This is a genomic window from Pedomonas sp. V897, assembly GCF_051304405.1.
Taxonomy (GTDB): Bacteria; Pseudomonadota; Alphaproteobacteria; order Sphingomonadales; family Sphingomonadaceae; genus Pedomonas.
Window position 1 is genome coordinate 248885 of record NZ_JBPPGG010000004.1, and the last position, 14303, is coordinate 263187.

Below are 14303 nucleotides of genomic sequence, written 5' to 3' on the forward strand. Positions count from 1 at the left end.
GGGGCCTGGCCCCTCCTGCAACAAACCGCCTCAGCCCGTGGCCCGCTCGCCCAGCCCCGGCGACGGGATGGCAATGCCCGCCGAGGCGTATTCGTTCAGCTTGTTGCGGAGCGTGCGGATGGAGATGCCGAGAATGTTGGCGGCATGGGTCCGGTTGCCGAGGCAGTGCTTCAGCGTGTCGATGATGAGGTCGCGCTCCACGTCGGCGACCGTGCGGCCCACCAGCGTCGCGGTACCGCCGGCGCCCGCGGCCGTGGCGGCGGGGGCGCTGCCTGCCTCGCCCTCGGCCGCCGGGTTCGGGCTGACGGCAGGCGCGGCCGGGCGGGTGCCGTCCGGCAGCACGATGGCGTCGGAGGTGATGGTGTCGCCCGTGGCCAGCAGCACGGCGCGGTGCAGGGTGTTCTCCAGCTCGCGCACGTTGCCCGGCCAGCTGTGGGCGAGCAGGGCGCGCAGCGCGGACTCGTCCAGCGGGCGGAAGGGCAGGTTGTTGTGCTCGGCGAACTTCTGGGCGAAGTGCTCGGAGAGCACCTTGATGTCGGCCGGGCGCTCGCGCAGCGGCGGCAGCTTCACGTTGACCACGTTCAGGCGGAACATGAGGTCCTCGCGGAACGTGCCCTTCTTCACCTCCTCCGCCAGATTGCGGTTGGAGGTGGCGAGAATGCGGATGTTCACCGGCACCGGCTGGCTGCCGCCGACGCGGTCGATCTGCCGCTCCTGAATGGCGCGCAGCAGCTTGGCCTGAAGCCGGATGTCCATTTCGGAAATTTCGTCGAGCAGCAGCGTGCCGCCGTTGGCTTCCTCGAACTTGCCGACCCGCCGGGCGATGGCGCCCGTGAACGCACCCTTCTCGTGGCCGAACAGTTCGGACTCCAGCAGGTTCTCGGGAATGGCGGCGCAGTTCACCGCCACGAACGGCTTGTCCGCCCGGTTCGACTTGCGGTGGATGTAGCGGGCGATGACTTCCTTACCCGTGCCGCTCTCGCCGGTGATGAGAATGGAGGCGTCGGAGGGGGCGATCTGGTCCACCAGGGTGATGACGCGGCCCATGGCCGGGTCGCGGAAGATCAGCTGGTGCCCGTCCTCGGCCACAGCCTGGATGACGGCCGCGATCAGTTCGGCCTCCGGCGGCAGGGGGACATATTCCTTCGCGCCTGCGCGGATGGCGGTGACGGCGGCGCGCGCATCCGTGCCGATGCCGCAGGCAACCACGTCCGTCGAAATGCGCTCGGTGCGGATCTGCTCGATGAAGGCGGCCACATCCAGCGCCACGTCGATCATGATGAGGTCGGCACCCTTGGCGCGCACCTGCTCAAGACCGGTCTCGACATCGGGGGCATGGACGACCTTGGCCCCGGCATCCATCGCCATGCGCGACGCGGCAGCCAGTTGACCGTTCAATTGCCCAACCATCAGCAGACGCATGATGTTAACTCCCTCAATATCCTGCCGCGCGTTCTACGCGGCGCGAACATGCTGCGCTTCGGGCAGAAGCGCGTTCAGTTGCGATTCCAGATGCATCGGATGCTCGCCGCGCCCGAGGGCGGCGATGCAGGTGATGCACAAGGCATGAAAATTCCGCTCGGCGGCCACGTGGGACTCGATGCGGGCGGCCAGCGGCAGCAGCACCACATGGGCGAGCACCGCGCCATAAAGCGTCGTCAGCAGCGCGACCGCCATGCCGGGGCCGAGCGCGGACGGCTCGTCCAGCTTGCCCAGCATGTCCACAAGGCCGATGAGCGTGCCGATGAGGCCCAGCGCCGGTGCGACGTCCGCCGCCCGCTGGACCAGCTGGGCCAGACGCAGGCGGCTGGCTGCCAGCCGGTCGGCCTCGGCGTTGAGCAGCTTCTCCACCGCTTCGGTGGAGAGCCCGTCCCGCATCAGGTCGATGCCCCGGCGCAGGAAGGGGATGTCCTTGAGGCCGCGCCGGACATTTTGCAGGCACGCCGGGCCTTCCTTGCGGAAGCGCCAGGCCAGGTCCAGCATCTTCCGGGCCGCCTCGCCCTGGGACCGGGCCGGCGCGTGCAGCATGGCGCGGGCGTTGTCCCGCAGTTGCCGCCATTCGCCGCGCCGCACGCCCGCCGCCGTCACCGTGACGGTGCCCGCCACCACGAGAAGGGCGGACGCGCCGCTCACATAGGCGGCCGGCTCTCCGCCAACGGAGATGGCCACCGCAATGAGCGCGAGGGACGCAACGAAAAAGGCGAGGCCCTGGATCATGAACGGTCCGTCTTGATGATTTCCGTCATGGTGACGCCCAGATGCTCGTCCACCAGCACCACCTCGCCGCGGGCGACCAGGCGGTTGTTCACGTAGATGTCGATGGCTTCGCCCACGCGCCGGTCCAGCTCCACGATCGCGCCGGGCGCGAGCTTCAGGAGCTGGCTCACCTCAAGCGCCGTCTTGCCGAGCACGGCCTGAACCGTCACCGGCACATCGAACACCGCTTCCAGCTCCGCGGCGGAGTGGGTCTCCGGCTCGTCCACCGGCGCATGGCGGCGGATCTCTTCGGGGGACAGGGTGGCGTTGGACAGGTCGTCCAGCGTCACCGGGTTCGTCGGTTCTTCGGGATTGGCCATTACGCGGTTCCTTCAGATCCGCTGGAGCCGTGAGGCGCGGCAGCGCCCTGCTCCAGAGCGGCAATGAATGCTTCGGCCTTCTCGCGCACCTGGGCGAGCCGGTGTTCGGCGCGCACCTCGATGCCGCCGTCAGGCCATTCGATCAGACAGTCGCCCGGCTGGAGCGTCGCTTCAGCCAGAAAGATGAGGCGTCCCTGAAAGCCGTAGGTGGCCGCCAGGGATTCGATGCGGGACTTCACGGCGTCGAGCTGGCTGTCCGCCACGCGGATGACGAGGCGCGGCTCGAGGCTGTGTTCCTCGAAAACCTGCTGGACGAAGCGGTCGAGCAGCTCATGCGGGCGGCGCTGGATTTCGAGGCCCGCCATGGCCTCCGCCATGGGCACGATCAGCCCGGCCGCCTCGGCCACCAGCTCGCGCTTCACCCGCTCGACATCGGCGACAACCGCGCCGATCCGGGAGGCCAGGGTCTGGAGGCAGGCCAGCGTCGCCGCTTCCAGCTCCTGCTTGGCCTGGGCGTAGCCCTCCTCGTACCCTTGCGCGTGCGCGGCGGTGCGGGCCGCGTTCAGCTCCTCGCGGAACTGCGCCTCGGCCTTGGCCTTGGCCTCGCTCGCGCCGCCATCGAAGGCGCTGTCGAAGGTGAAGGGGACAATCTTCATGGAACGCGCCTTTTAGTAGACCAGCTCGTCTTCGCCCTTGGGGTCGGAGAGGAGAATTTCGCCAGCGTCCGCCAGGCTTTTGGCGACGTTGACCATGTACTGCTGCGCCTCGTCCACGTCGCGCAGGCGCACCGGGCCCATGGCCTCCATGTCCTCGCGCAGGATCTTGGCGGCGCGCTCCGACATGTTGCTGAAGAACAGCTCGCGCAGCTTGTCCGACGTGCCCTTGAGGGCGAGCGCCAGACGGTCCTTCTCCACGTTGCGCAGCAGGGTCTGCACGCCGCCCGCATCGAGCCGTCCCAGGTCCTCGAAGGTGAACATGAGGGCGCGGATCTTCTCGGCGGAGTCGCGGTTGCGCTCCTCCAGCGCGGTGAGGAAGCGGTCTTCCGCCTGCCGGTCGAGGTAGTTGAAAATCTCGGCGATGGTTTCGTGGCTGTCGCGGCGGGTGGTGCGCGCGAGGTTGCTCATGAACTCGACGCGCAGAGTCTGCTCCACCTTGTCCAGCACTTCCTTCTGCACCGCCTCCATGCGGAGCATGCGCATCACCACTTCCATGGCGAAGTCCTCGGGCAGGGAGGAGAGGACGCGGGCCGCATGGTCCGGGCGGATTTTCTGGAGCACCACGGCAACGGTCTGCGGGTATTCGTTCTTGAGGTACGAGGCCAGCACCTGCTCGTTCACGTTGCCGAGCTTGTCCCACATGGTGCGGCCTGCCGGACCACGGATTTCCTCCATGATCTGCTGCACCCGGTCCTTCGGCAGCACGGCGGAGAGCACGCGCTCGGTGGTCTCGTAGGAACCGTAGAGCGTGCCGATCGAGGACACCTGCGCGGCAAAGTGGATGAACAGCTTCTCGACGGTCGCCGCCTTGATCGTGCCAAGCTGCGACATGGCGGCGGAGAGATCCTTGACCTCGTCGTCGGTCAGCTGTTCCCAGATGGCCTTGCCGTGTTCCTGCCCCAGGGCGAGCATGAAGGTCGCTGCCTTCTCCATCCCGCTCATGCGGCTGATTTCTTCCATGTCAACTGCGGCCACGGTTCAGATCCTCAGCTGTGCATCCATTGACGGATAATTGCGACGGCTTCATTGGGATTGCGCTCGATGACATCGCCCACCTTCTTCAGCGCCGACGTCTTCAGGCGGCCCTCGATCTGGGCGACGTCGATCTCGGCTTCGATGGGAATGCCGATGTCCTTGCCCCGCGAGGCCTGGATCAGGCGGATGGCTTCCTCGTCGCCGGCGGCGGCGCGCTCGATCAGCTCCCGCGGGAGGACATCGCCTTCGACGGGCGGCGCCAGCGCCAGCCGTTCCTCCGGCGCCTGAAGCTGTGCGGCCTGCGGCTCGGCGGCGGCGGTTTTGACGGCGGCGCCCAGCGTCTTCAGCATGGGACGCAGCACGAAGAAGAAGCCGAGCAGACCGAGCACGCCGATGATGGCGATCTCCGCCAGGCGCATCGCCGTATCCGACTCCAGGATCTGCGGCAGGAAGCCTTCGTCCGTGCCGAGCGCGTCGTCGGTCTGGGCGAAGCGCAGGTTCTCGACCACCACGCTGTCGCCGCGGTTTTCGTCATAGCCGATGGCGTTTTCCACCAGGCGGCGGAACTGCTCCAGCTCCTCGGCCGTGCGCGGACGATAGACCTTCTCGCCGTTTTCGGACGGCGTGTAGATGCCGTCCACCATCACCGCGACCGACAGCCGCTTGATGGCCCCGGCGTTGCGCATCGTCGTCGTGCGGGTGCGGGAGTTCTGGTATTCGATCTGCTCCGAGATTTCGTTGGCGGTGCTGCTGGAGGTGTTGCCCGGCTGCTGGGCCTGCGCCTCGGCCTCCGGCAGGTTGTTGGCCACGGTCACGCCGTTGTTGGTCTGGGTATCCGTGCTCTGCTGGCCGTTCTCGACCGTCGTCGTGCGCGCCACCACCTGGCGATCGGGATCATAGATTTCCGATTCCTGACGCACCGTCTCCAGATCCAGTTCGGCGGCGACTTCGGCGCGCACCTTGCCGGGGCCGACGATGCGCTCCAGCATGGTCTCCACGTCCGTCCGCAGGCGATTCTCGATCGTGGTACGGCGTTCCTCGAGCGTTGCGGCGAAGCCGGTGACATCGTCGGTGCTGGAGCGGGCCAGCAGGGTTCCGTTCTGGTCAACGATGGAAATGTGGCCGGGCTCCAGATCGGGCACGGCGGCGGAGACCAGATCGCGGATCGCCATCACCTGGCTCGGGGACAGGCGGGTGCGGGTCTTGAGCGTGATGGCGGCGGAGGGTTTGCGTTGCTCCCGTTCGAACAGCGCGCGCTCGGGAATGGAGAGGTGCACGCGCGCCTTCTGCACGGCGCTGAGGCTGGTGATGGAGCGGGCGAGTTCGCCCTCGATGGCGCGGATGCGGTTGACGTTCTGCAGGAACGCCGTGGTGCCGAACGGGTCCTGGTTGTCGAGCAGCTCATAGCCGATGGGGCCGGAGATCTGCTCGGCCGCCAGATTCATGCGCAGCTCCGGCAGGCGGTTGACCGGGGCCATGACGCCGGTGCCGTCGGGCGTCAGCTTGAAGGGCACGTCGAGGGCGCGGAGTTTCTCGGTCACGGCCTGAGCCTGGGCCGGCTCGAGATCCGTGAACAGCAGGCCCATGTCCGGTCGCGATGCCCGCATGGACAGGAAGATGAGGCCGGTGACAATCAGAAGCGCCGTCCCGCCCATGATGGCGAGGCGCTTCACGCCCAGCGCGGCAATCAGGTTCTTGAGGTTTTCCACTGCCCCGTCCTTCGTCATGCAGACCTGCGACCGGCTGCACGCCGTGCCGATCATGACGAAGGCAAGCTAGGGGGTGGTTGGTGAATAAGAAGTAAATGACCGGGAAAATTTTGCCGGGTTGGCGCGGGGGATAATCCGCAGGCGCAACCCGGCGAGGGAAGGCGGCCCGGAAGCACGGGGAGCGCCTCCGGGCCGACGTTCGGGATTGATCAGCTTCGCGCTTCCACGGACCGGTATTGCTGAACCCGGGTGACGCGCAGGCCCGGCATGCCGTTGCGTTCGATCGAGCGCTGCCAGGAAAGATACTCTTCCACGGAGAGGCTGTACCGCGCACAGGCCTCTTCCATCGTCAGCAAGCCACCTTTGACGGCTGCAACCACTTCCGCTTTCCGCCGGACAACCCACCGGGTCGTGTCCGGCGGTGGGAGATTATCGAGCGTCAGTGGCTCGCCAAGCGGGCCGATCACCGCTTGGGGGCGGAACTTCTGATTTTCGATCATCGTTCTCTAACTCCACTCCGCACCAGCTCCAGTTCTGCCAGCTTATGATGCCGCCCCTAACGAACACCTAAGCGACGCGGTAAATGGTTCGCCCATCCGGGTGAAAGTTGGACTAAGGGAGAGGGTTAACGTCGCCTTAACGTTTTGACGTGTCCGGCGACGTCACCCTCCCGTCGTGATCTCCCTGTTACCGCTTGAGCTGGTTCAGCTCGGTCAGCATCTCGTCGGCGGTGGTGATGATGCGGGCCGAGGCCGAGTAGGCGCGCTGGGTGGTGATGAGCTTGGTGAACTCCTCGGCCAGGTCGACCGTCGAGGCTTCCAGCGTCTTGGGCGAGATCTGGCCCGCGCCGCCGGTGCCCGAGCTCACCAGCTCGAAGTTGCCCGAATAGTCGGTGCGGGCGTAGGCGTTGCCCTGCACGGACATCAGCCCTTCCGGGTTCTGGAAGGTGGCGATCGGCAGCTTGTAGACCGCGCGGGTGAGGCCGTTGTCGAACAGCGCGGTCACCACGCCGTCCTTGCCCACCGACACGCCGGTCACGTTGCCGAACACCGCACCGTCGATGGCGGAGGAGATCATGGTCGAGGTGCTGTCGAACTGGGTCAGACCGTCGGCCTGGCCGTCGCTGCCGAAGTTGAAGGTGATCGGGGAGGCTGCCGCACCGTTGGTCCAGTTGAAGTTGATCGGGTCGAACAGGGCGGCCGTGGAGTTGCCCATGTCCAGGCTGCCGTCTTCATTGAAGGCAATGGTGCCCGAGCTGACCAGCGGGCCGCCAGTGATCTCGCCGGGAGTGCCGTGAATTTCGACGCTCCATTCATTCACGCCGGTCTTCAGGAAGCTCATCGTGATGTTGTGGGCCGACCCCTGCGAGTCATAGACCTTGATGGTCTTGGAGAAGTGCGGCTCGATCGCACCGCTGGCCAGCTGGCCCGGGTTGGCCGGGTCATAGGCCGGTGTGCCGGCATAGATTTCCTGGCTTGATTGCAGGTTGGCGCGGATCTTGGCGTTGGTGGTCGCCTCGGCGGTGCCGGTCAGCGCGGCGATGTTGATCGGCGAGAGCACGTTCACGTCGCCGTTGTCCATGTACTTGCCGTTGGAGTCCAGCGGCCAGCCCATCAGGTACATGCCGGCGGTGTTCTGGAGGTAGCCGCGGTCATCGGGGCGGAAGGAGCCGGCACGGGTGAAGTAGACGTCCTTGCTGTTCATGTCCGGGCGCACGACGAAGAAGCCGTTGCCGTCGATGGCAAGGTCGGTCGCCGAGGTGGACGTCTGCAGCAGGCCCTGCGCGCCGATCAGCGAGCGGGCACGCGCCTGCACGCCGCCCGGCGAGTAGGAGCCGTAGGTGGAGCTTTCCGTCACCAGCGTCATGAACTCGGCATCGGCGGCCTTGTAGCCGATGGTGTTCACGTTGGTGATGTTGTCGGAGATGATGCCCAGCGCGCTCGAGTTGGCGGCGAGGCCCGAGGTTCCCGAATAAAGCGCAGCGTACAAGCTCATCGTGGTTCTCCTGCGAGTGTTTTTCTGTGCGTGTCTTGCGTCCGGTGCGGACGCGGCCTCATGCGGTGTGTGTGGTGTTGGACTATGCGTTGTTCACTTTGGTCACCTGGTCCATGCGGACCCGGGATCCGTTGACGATCAGGACGGGTGATCCGTTCTGCATCTCGATGCGCTCCACCGTGCCGGTCAGGGTGACGGTGGAGGTGATTTCCCTGCCGTTGGCGTCGGTCGCCTTCACGGAGAGGGTGTAGGTCTCGCCCTTGGCGGCGTCGCCAAAGGTGCCATCGCCGTTCCAGTTGAAGCTGTGCGAACCCGGCAGTGCGCTGCCCGTCGTCTCGTGGATGACCTTGCCCGTGCTGTCCTTGACGGTCAGCTTGACGTTGGTCGCGTCGGGCCCGATCTCGTACTGCCAGGACGCCTTGTCCCCGTCGAAGACGGCCTGCTGCGTGGTGGCGGTCACGGTCTTGCCCAGGTAACCGGCGACGGAGGTCAGACTGTTGGCGGCGGACTGGCTCTTGACGATGGCCACGCGGTCGACGCTCACCGGCATGCCACCCACCACCAGCACCGGCTCGCCGTTGGCGACCTCGACGCTGGTCACGGTGTCGCGCACGTAGATGTCGTTGGCGATGTCCGCGCCGTCCTGGGTCTTGGCAGTCACCTGAAGGGTGTAGAAGCCCTCGGGCAGCACGTTGCCGTCGGAGTCCCGGCCGTTCCAGACGAAGCTGTGCTCGCCCGCGCCCGTTTCGCCGGTGCCGGCATAGACCGTCTTGCCCGTGGCATCGGTGACGACGATGTTGACCGAGTCCGCCTGGGCTTCGAGGCTGTAGATCCAGTGCACGCCCTCGCCGCTGTGATAGGCCATGTCGCTGAGGGCGGTGACTTCCTTGCCGATGTAGCTGGTGGCCGTGTTCAGCCCCTGCGTCTGGAACATGCTGATGAGCTTTTCCAGATTGGCGTTCTGCTGGATGGCCTGCTCCACGTTGGAATACTGCACTAGCTGATTGGTGAACTCGGAGCTGTCCATCGGCTCCAGCGGATCCTGGTGCTGGAGCTGCGTGGTCAGCAGCGTCAGGAACGTGTCGAAGTTGCTCGAGAGGGTGGCGGCGGAATTTGCCGTCTTCTGCGATGTCGTGGACGACTGGGCGAGCGAGCCAAGAGAGCTAAGGGCAGACATGTGTCACCTCAAATCGAAAGATCGAGCAGGCCGGCTGCACTGCGGCGGCTGGGGCGCGGCGTGTGGTCGGCTTCGGGGGCGGTCAGGGACGCCTCCTGGGTCCGGCCCGGGAAGGCGCGGTCGTGGGAGGCGCCCGCGAACTGCTGCTGGCCCTGTCCATCCTGCTGGCGCAGGCTGAAGTTGAGGCCGCCGCTGTCCAGTTTCAGGCCGGCATCCTGAAGCGCCCGCTCCAGCACCTGGCTGTCGCGCCGCAGCAGATCGAAGGTGGAAGCGTTGTCCGCCTGAATGGAGACGACCGCCTTGCCATCCTTGCCGATGTCCAGCTTCACCTCGACGCGTCCCAGATCGGCCGGATCGAGCCGGAGCGTGAACTCGGTGGCCTCGGTGTTCACGTGGCGGCTGATGGCCATGCCGACCGCGTCGGGCACCTGATGGGGCGCTGCCACCCGAACATGCACCGCCGGGTGCGGCTGGGCCGTCTGGGCGTTGGCGGCGGAGGCATGAGCGGCAGGCTGCGCGGCAACCGGCTGCACACCCTCGGGCGCGCCCGTCTGGGGTGCCGCCTGCCCGGCAGGCTTCTCGGTCGTCAGGGCGGCGGTGCGATCGGCCGGAGCGGGCTGAGCGTTGCTGCTTCCGGCCGTGTCCGCCTGGGGCTGGGCGAGCGGAGCGTCATCCGACAGGCGCTGGGCGGAGTGGCTGCGCGCACCGTCCGTGGCCGGTTGGTCCTTCGCGAACAGCGGGTGCGGCGTCTGGCCCTCCGGCTTGGCGGCTTCGGGCGTCGCAACCTGAGCGGCGGAGACGGACGTTGCGGCGTCGGCCTTCACCGCCGGGGTGTCGACCGTCTTCCGGGCCGGTTCCGCGCGACCTGCGGCAGGCGCCAGCGCGGCAAGGGTTGCCGGATCGGCCGCCGCCGGGGCCATCAGCGGTTCCGCGGCGGTTTGAGCTTGAGCGGCAGGTGCCGGAGCCATCGTCATCGCCGCCATCGCCGCCGACCGGTCAGCGGTCGCGGCGGTCTGGGCGGCGGTGGCGGCTTCGTTCTGGACCGGCTGCGCCTCGGTCACCGGGGCTGCGGGCGCAGGAGCTGTCTGGGCCGGGGCCGGACGGGCCGGCGTGATCGGGGCAGCGTCCGGCGTCGCCGGAGCGGACAGGGCGCTGTTGGACGCGGGCGCCTCGGGTTCCGCCGGGGCAGCGGCCGGGAAGGCGGCCATGGCGAGCACAGCGGGTTCCGCCGGCGTCTCGGCGGCTGGCTGCCCGGCGTCGGCGACGGCCGTCAGATCCGGGGTGCGGGACGGCTCCAGGCCATGAACGGCAGGCCCGTTCGGCTGGGGAAGAAGTTGCCCGGTTGCAAGGGCGGGCCGATCCCCGGCCGTCTCTTGCCCGGCTTCATCCTGCCCGGGTTCATCCTGCCCGGTCTCGACCGGGTTGGCCGCATCCTGAAGCGTGGCGTGCCTGGGCGCGGTGGGCGCAAGGGCCAGCTTGGGCTGCGGCTCCAGCGCCGGGGCGTCACCGGCGGAGGGCTGCGGCTGCGCCTCGGCGGCTTTCGTCACGCCGCCAGAGACCGCCGCAGGCTGCGCGGCCGGTGTGGCTTCCCCGGAATCGGTGCCAGCCTCGGGAACAGGCACGGATTGGGGCGCGGGTGCCGGGGCGGGGGAAAGGGAGGCCATCACGGTTGCAAGGCCGGTGGACTCGCCGAGCGCGACCGGCAGATCGCCGTTGATGGCGAGGGCGAGCTTCAGGCGCTGCACGGCAGAGCCTTCCGGCTGCCCGGCAAACTGGACCTGCGCCGGCGTGACCATGCCCTCCGTCGGCAGGAGCGGCTCCCCGCCGGTGCTGGCCCGGTCCGATGCCTCGGCCAGCAGGGCCGCGAACGCTCCGTCCGTGCCGGACGGCTGTCCGGCAGCGTCCGGCGCCGCCTGGGGCGTCGCGCCTGTGCTGGCAAGGAAGATGGGCAGAAACCCGGCCATGCTTTCTCCGTTTCGTGCGTTTCCCGCAGAGAGAAGCAAATGTCGGGCCAACTTTTGTTTTTCTGTTGATTCAATGGGTTATGTCTTGCATGGCGTCTGCTGGCGGCGGGCAGACAGCGCACATCGCCCGGCAAGCTTGGCACGGTTGGGCGAAAATTGCCGGGCCTGCCCTTGTGGACAGGCGGCGCCCGCGCTAGGTCACGGCGATGACCAATTCGCTCGGATTTGAAAAGCCGGAAGCCGAAACCCGCGTCGTCGTTGCCATGTCGGGCGGGGTGGATTCCTCCGTCGTGGCCGCCCTGCTCAAGAGCCAGGGCTATGACGTGGTGGGCATCACCCTCCAGCTTTACGATCATGGCAAGGCAGTGGGGCGCACGGGCGCTTGCTGCGCGGGCACGGACATTCACGATGCCCGCCGTGTGGCCGACCGTATCGGCATTCCCCACTATGTGCTGGATTATGAGAGCCGCTTCCGCCAGTCGGTGATGGATGACTTTGCCGACAGCTATCTGCGCGGCGAGACGCCCATCCCTTGCGTGCAGTGCAACAGGGAAGTGAAGTTCCGGGATCTGCTGGAGACCGCCCGCGACCTCGGGGCGGACTGCCTCGCCACCGGCCATTATGTGCGCCGTCTCGGCACGCTGGACGCGCCGGAGCTGCATATGGCGGTCGATCCGGCGCGGGATCAGAGCTACTTCCTGTTCTCGACGCCGCGCGAGGCGCTGGCCTACCTGCGTTTCCCGCTCGGGGGCATGCACAAGCCGGACGTGCGCGCGCTGGCCGAGCAGTTCGGCCTCGCCGTGGCCAGCAAGCCGGACAGCCAGGACATCTGCTTCGTCCCGTCCGGCAAGTACGTGGATGTGGTGGAGAAGCTGCGCCCCGGCGCGATCGAGCCCGGCGAGATCGTGCACATCGACGGCCGGGTGCTGGGCACGCACAAGGGCATCATTCATTACACGGTCGGCCAGCGGAAGGGGCTGGAGATCGGCGGGCTGGCCGAGCCGGTCTATGTGGTCAAGCTCGACCCGGCGGCGAAGCGCGTCATCGTGGGCCCGCGCGAGGCGCTGCTGACGGCGTCCCTGACCCTGCGGGATGTGAACTGGCTGGGCGGCGACATCCCCGAGGACGGCGTCCCGATGATGGTGCGGGTGCGCTCCACCAGCCGCCCGGTTGCGGCCCGCTATCTGCCGGTGCCCCATCCCCATGTGGTGTTCGACACGCCGGAGGCCGGCGTCTCGCCCGGCCAGGCGTGCGTGTTCTACAGCGGCGAGCGCGTACTGGGCGGCGGCTGGATCAGCGGCACGACGCCCGCCCATCCGCTGATGGCGGGCGCGGCTTCGGGCGCGGCGTCCGGTGCTGCCAACGCGCTTTCCCGAAAGGCTGAACGAAGCGCTTGACGGCATGTCATGATGGCCTTATAGCGACGGCCTCACCGGTGAGTGGCGGAGTAGCTCAGCTGGTTAGAGCAGCGGAATCATAATCCGCGTGTCGGGGGTTCAAGTCCCTCCTCCGCTACCAAACCGCTTTCAAAAGGCTGCCCTCGGGCGGCCTTTTTGCGTTTGGGCGGGCTGCACCGAAGCGCTGCTGCGCGGATCGCACCTTTTTGTCCGCGTAATTCATCTTGCAGACAGTTAAGCCTCTTTAAGTTCCGGGGATGACGCCGTTTTCCCGGCTCTGCTTCGAATCAGGCGGGGCGGCGGCAGAGTTGATGATGGAGATGTTTTTTATGAAGCCTGTTTCCCTCCTGATCGCGGCGGTGATCAGCTCGGTGAGCCTGTCTGCCTGCGCGAGCAACGATTATGGATATCGCGGGGAGCGTCCCGGCTATGGCAAGCACCATGAAGACAGCCGGTATCGCAATCACGGCAAAGGCAAGCCCCAGCCCGGGAAGGCGAAGAAGCGCAAGAAGATGACGGACAAGGACGTCATCTACCGGGACCGGAACGGGCGCTACTACTGCAAGAAGGATGACGGGACCACCGGCACCATCGTCGGCGCCATCGGCGGCGGCGTGCTCGGCAACGTCATCGCGCCGGGCGGGTCCAAGACGCTGGGCACCATTCTCGGCGCCGGCGTGGGCGCGCTGGCGGGCCGCGCCATCGATCGCGGTGATATCCACTGCGAGTAATGCGACGCTGAACCGGCGATGCGGGGGCGCACGCGCGCTCCCGCATCGCGTGCTTCGGAATCAGCGGACCGCCTGAAGCACTTTGCGCCAGAGGGGCGAAATGACCTTCGCGCTGACCGGGATCAGCAGCGCCCCGAGAGCGAGACCGAACAGGCCATCGCACAGGGCGGTGACCGTCCAGCCGGTCAGGCCGGAGAGCGAGGCGGGCACGGCGCTCGCTGCCCCTTCGGCGAGATGATGAATGGAGACGTAGGGCTCGTGCAGGCCAAGGCCATGCAGGGAATGCACGAAGATGCTGCCGCCGACCCACAACATTGCCGCCGTGCCGATGGCGGACAGCAGCCACAACAGCTTGGGCACGCCCTTCACCATGACCCTCCCGAACCGGCGCGTTGCCCGCAACCGGCCCTTGCGGGCCATGAGAACGCCAAGGTCGTCCAGCTTCACGACGAGGGCGACCACCCCGTAGACCCCGGCAGTAATCAGGACACCGACGATCGCGAGGGTGATCAGTCGGGTCCAGAGCGACGGGCTCTCGATGGTCGAGAGCGCGATGGTCATGATCTCCGCCGACAGGATGAAGTCGGTCTTGATCGCGCCGACGACCCGTTCCCGCTCCAGCTCCGTGGGATCGCGGGCCGATTGGGCCTCGGCAGCCTCGGGGTCATGGGGCGCCAGGGAATGCCAGACCTTCTCCGCCCCCTCGAAGCAGAGGTACGCGCCGCCCACCAGCAGCAGCAGGGTTATGGCGGCGGGCAGAAACAGGCTGAGGCCGATGAGCACCGGCAGCAGCAGGGCCTTGTTCCTGAGGCTCCCCAGCGCGATGTGCCAGATCATGGGCAGCTCGCGGGCCGCCTTCAGCCCCGTCACGTATTTGGGGGTGACCGCCGTGTCGTCGATGACAACGCCGATGGCCTTCTGGCCTGCCTTGCCCGCTTGCGCGGCGACATCGTCCACCGACGCGGCCGCCAGCTTGGCAATGGCTGCCACGTCGTCCAGCAGGGCAAGCAGTCCACTCATGACGGTATCCTATACGGCCCCGGGCGGTTGCGTACAGGGAATA

General features: G+C 67.2%; 13 protein-coding genes and 1 tRNA gene. 3 read left to right on the plus strand and 11 right to left on the minus strand.

Features of this window, described 5'->3' with window-relative positions; translation table 11 throughout:
* Window positions 1-30: 30 nt before the first annotated feature.
* From flbD to ACSJJU_RS11960, 10 genes are all read right to left on the minus strand, one after another.
* Window positions 31-1422 (minus strand): sigma-54-dependent transcriptional regulator FlbD, encoded by a 1392-nt coding sequence (flbD, locus tag ACSJJU_RS11915; RefSeq protein ID WP_435915718.1) that lies wholly within the window; start codon window positions 1420-1422, stop codon window positions 31-33.
* Between the two features lie 33 nt (window positions 1423-1455).
* Window positions 1456-2217, minus strand: coding sequence for a motility protein A (locus ACSJJU_RS11920; RefSeq protein ID WP_435915719.1), 762 nt, complete (start codon window positions 2215-2217; stop codon window positions 1456-1458).
* Window positions 2214-2576 carry a flagellar motor switch protein FliN gene (gene fliN / locus ACSJJU_RS11925; RefSeq protein WP_435915720.1) on the minus strand — a complete coding sequence of 121 codons (363 nt, stop codon included), beginning with the start codon at window positions 2574-2576 and terminating at the stop codon, window positions 2214-2216. The genes ACSJJU_RS11920 and fliN overlap by 4 nt, the downstream gene beginning before the upstream one ends.
* The gene (locus ACSJJU_RS11930) at window positions 2576-3232 is read right to left on the minus strand and encodes a FliH/SctL family protein (protein WP_435915721.1); all 657 of its coding nucleotides are present in this window, start codon (window positions 3230-3232) and stop codon (window positions 2576-2578) included. Before ACSJJU_RS11930 ends, fliN begins: the two co-directional genes overlap by 1 nt.
* A gap of 12 nt (window positions 3233-3244) precedes the next feature.
* Window positions 3245-4267 carry a flagellar motor switch protein FliG gene (fliG, locus tag ACSJJU_RS11935; RefSeq protein WP_435915722.1) on the minus strand — a complete coding sequence of 341 codons (1023 nt, stop codon included), beginning with the start codon at window positions 4265-4267 and terminating at the stop codon, window positions 3245-3247.
* A gap of 11 nt (window positions 4268-4278) precedes the next feature.
* Complete coding sequence (gene fliF / locus ACSJJU_RS11940) at window positions 4279-5976, minus strand: flagellar basal-body MS-ring/collar protein FliF (protein ID WP_435915723.1); 1698 nt, start codon at window positions 5974-5976, stop codon at window positions 4279-4281.
* 209 nt (window positions 5977-6185) lie between these two features.
* On the minus strand, window positions 6186-6476 hold the full coding sequence (gene sciP, locus ACSJJU_RS11945) for a CtrA inhibitor SciP (protein WP_435915724.1): 291 nt from the start codon (window positions 6474-6476) through the stop codon (window positions 6186-6188).
* A 187-nt stretch (window positions 6477-6663) separates the two neighbouring features.
* Window positions 6664-7971: a flagellar hook protein FlgE gene (gene flgE / locus ACSJJU_RS11950; protein WP_435915725.1), complete on the minus strand. Its 1308-nt coding sequence runs from the start codon at window positions 7969-7971 to the stop codon at window positions 6664-6666.
* An 82-nt stretch (window positions 7972-8053) separates the two neighbouring features.
* Window positions 8054-9148, minus strand: coding sequence for a FlgD immunoglobulin-like domain containing protein (locus ACSJJU_RS11955; protein ID WP_435915726.1), 1095 nt, complete (start codon window positions 9146-9148; stop codon window positions 8054-8056).
* Between the two features lie 8 nt (window positions 9149-9156).
* Entirely contained in the window at window positions 9157-11112 is a 1956-nt protein-coding gene (locus tag ACSJJU_RS11960; protein ID WP_435915727.1) for a flagellar hook-length control protein FliK, read from the minus strand.
* Between the two features lie 206 nt (window positions 11113-11318).
* Between ACSJJU_RS11960 and mnmA the strand changes: the two genes are divergently transcribed.
* The 3 genes from mnmA (at window position 11319) to ACSJJU_RS11975 (ending at window position 13240) form a co-directional block, all read left to right on the plus strand.
* A complete protein-coding gene (gene mnmA / locus ACSJJU_RS11965; RefSeq protein WP_435915728.1) occupies window positions 11319-12509 on the plus strand; it encodes a tRNA 2-thiouridine(34) synthase MnmA in 1191 nt (396 codons plus the stop codon).
* Between the two features lie 44 nt (window positions 12510-12553).
* A tRNA-Met gene (locus ACSJJU_RS11970) sits at window positions 12554-12630 on the plus strand.
* A 208-nt stretch (window positions 12631-12838) separates the two neighbouring features.
* The gene (locus tag ACSJJU_RS11975; protein ID WP_435915730.1) at window positions 12839-13240 is read left to right on the plus strand and encodes a glycine zipper 2TM domain-containing protein; all 402 of its coding nucleotides are present in this window, start codon (window positions 12839-12841) and stop codon (window positions 13238-13240) included.
* 60 nt (window positions 13241-13300) lie between these two features.
* On the opposite strand, the gene ACSJJU_RS11980 is transcribed toward ACSJJU_RS11975, so the two are convergent.
* A complete protein-coding gene (locus ACSJJU_RS11980) occupies window positions 13301-14260 on the minus strand; it encodes a DUF808 domain-containing protein (protein ID WP_435915731.1) in 960 nt (319 codons plus the stop codon).
* Window positions 14261-14303 lie beyond the last annotated feature (43 nt).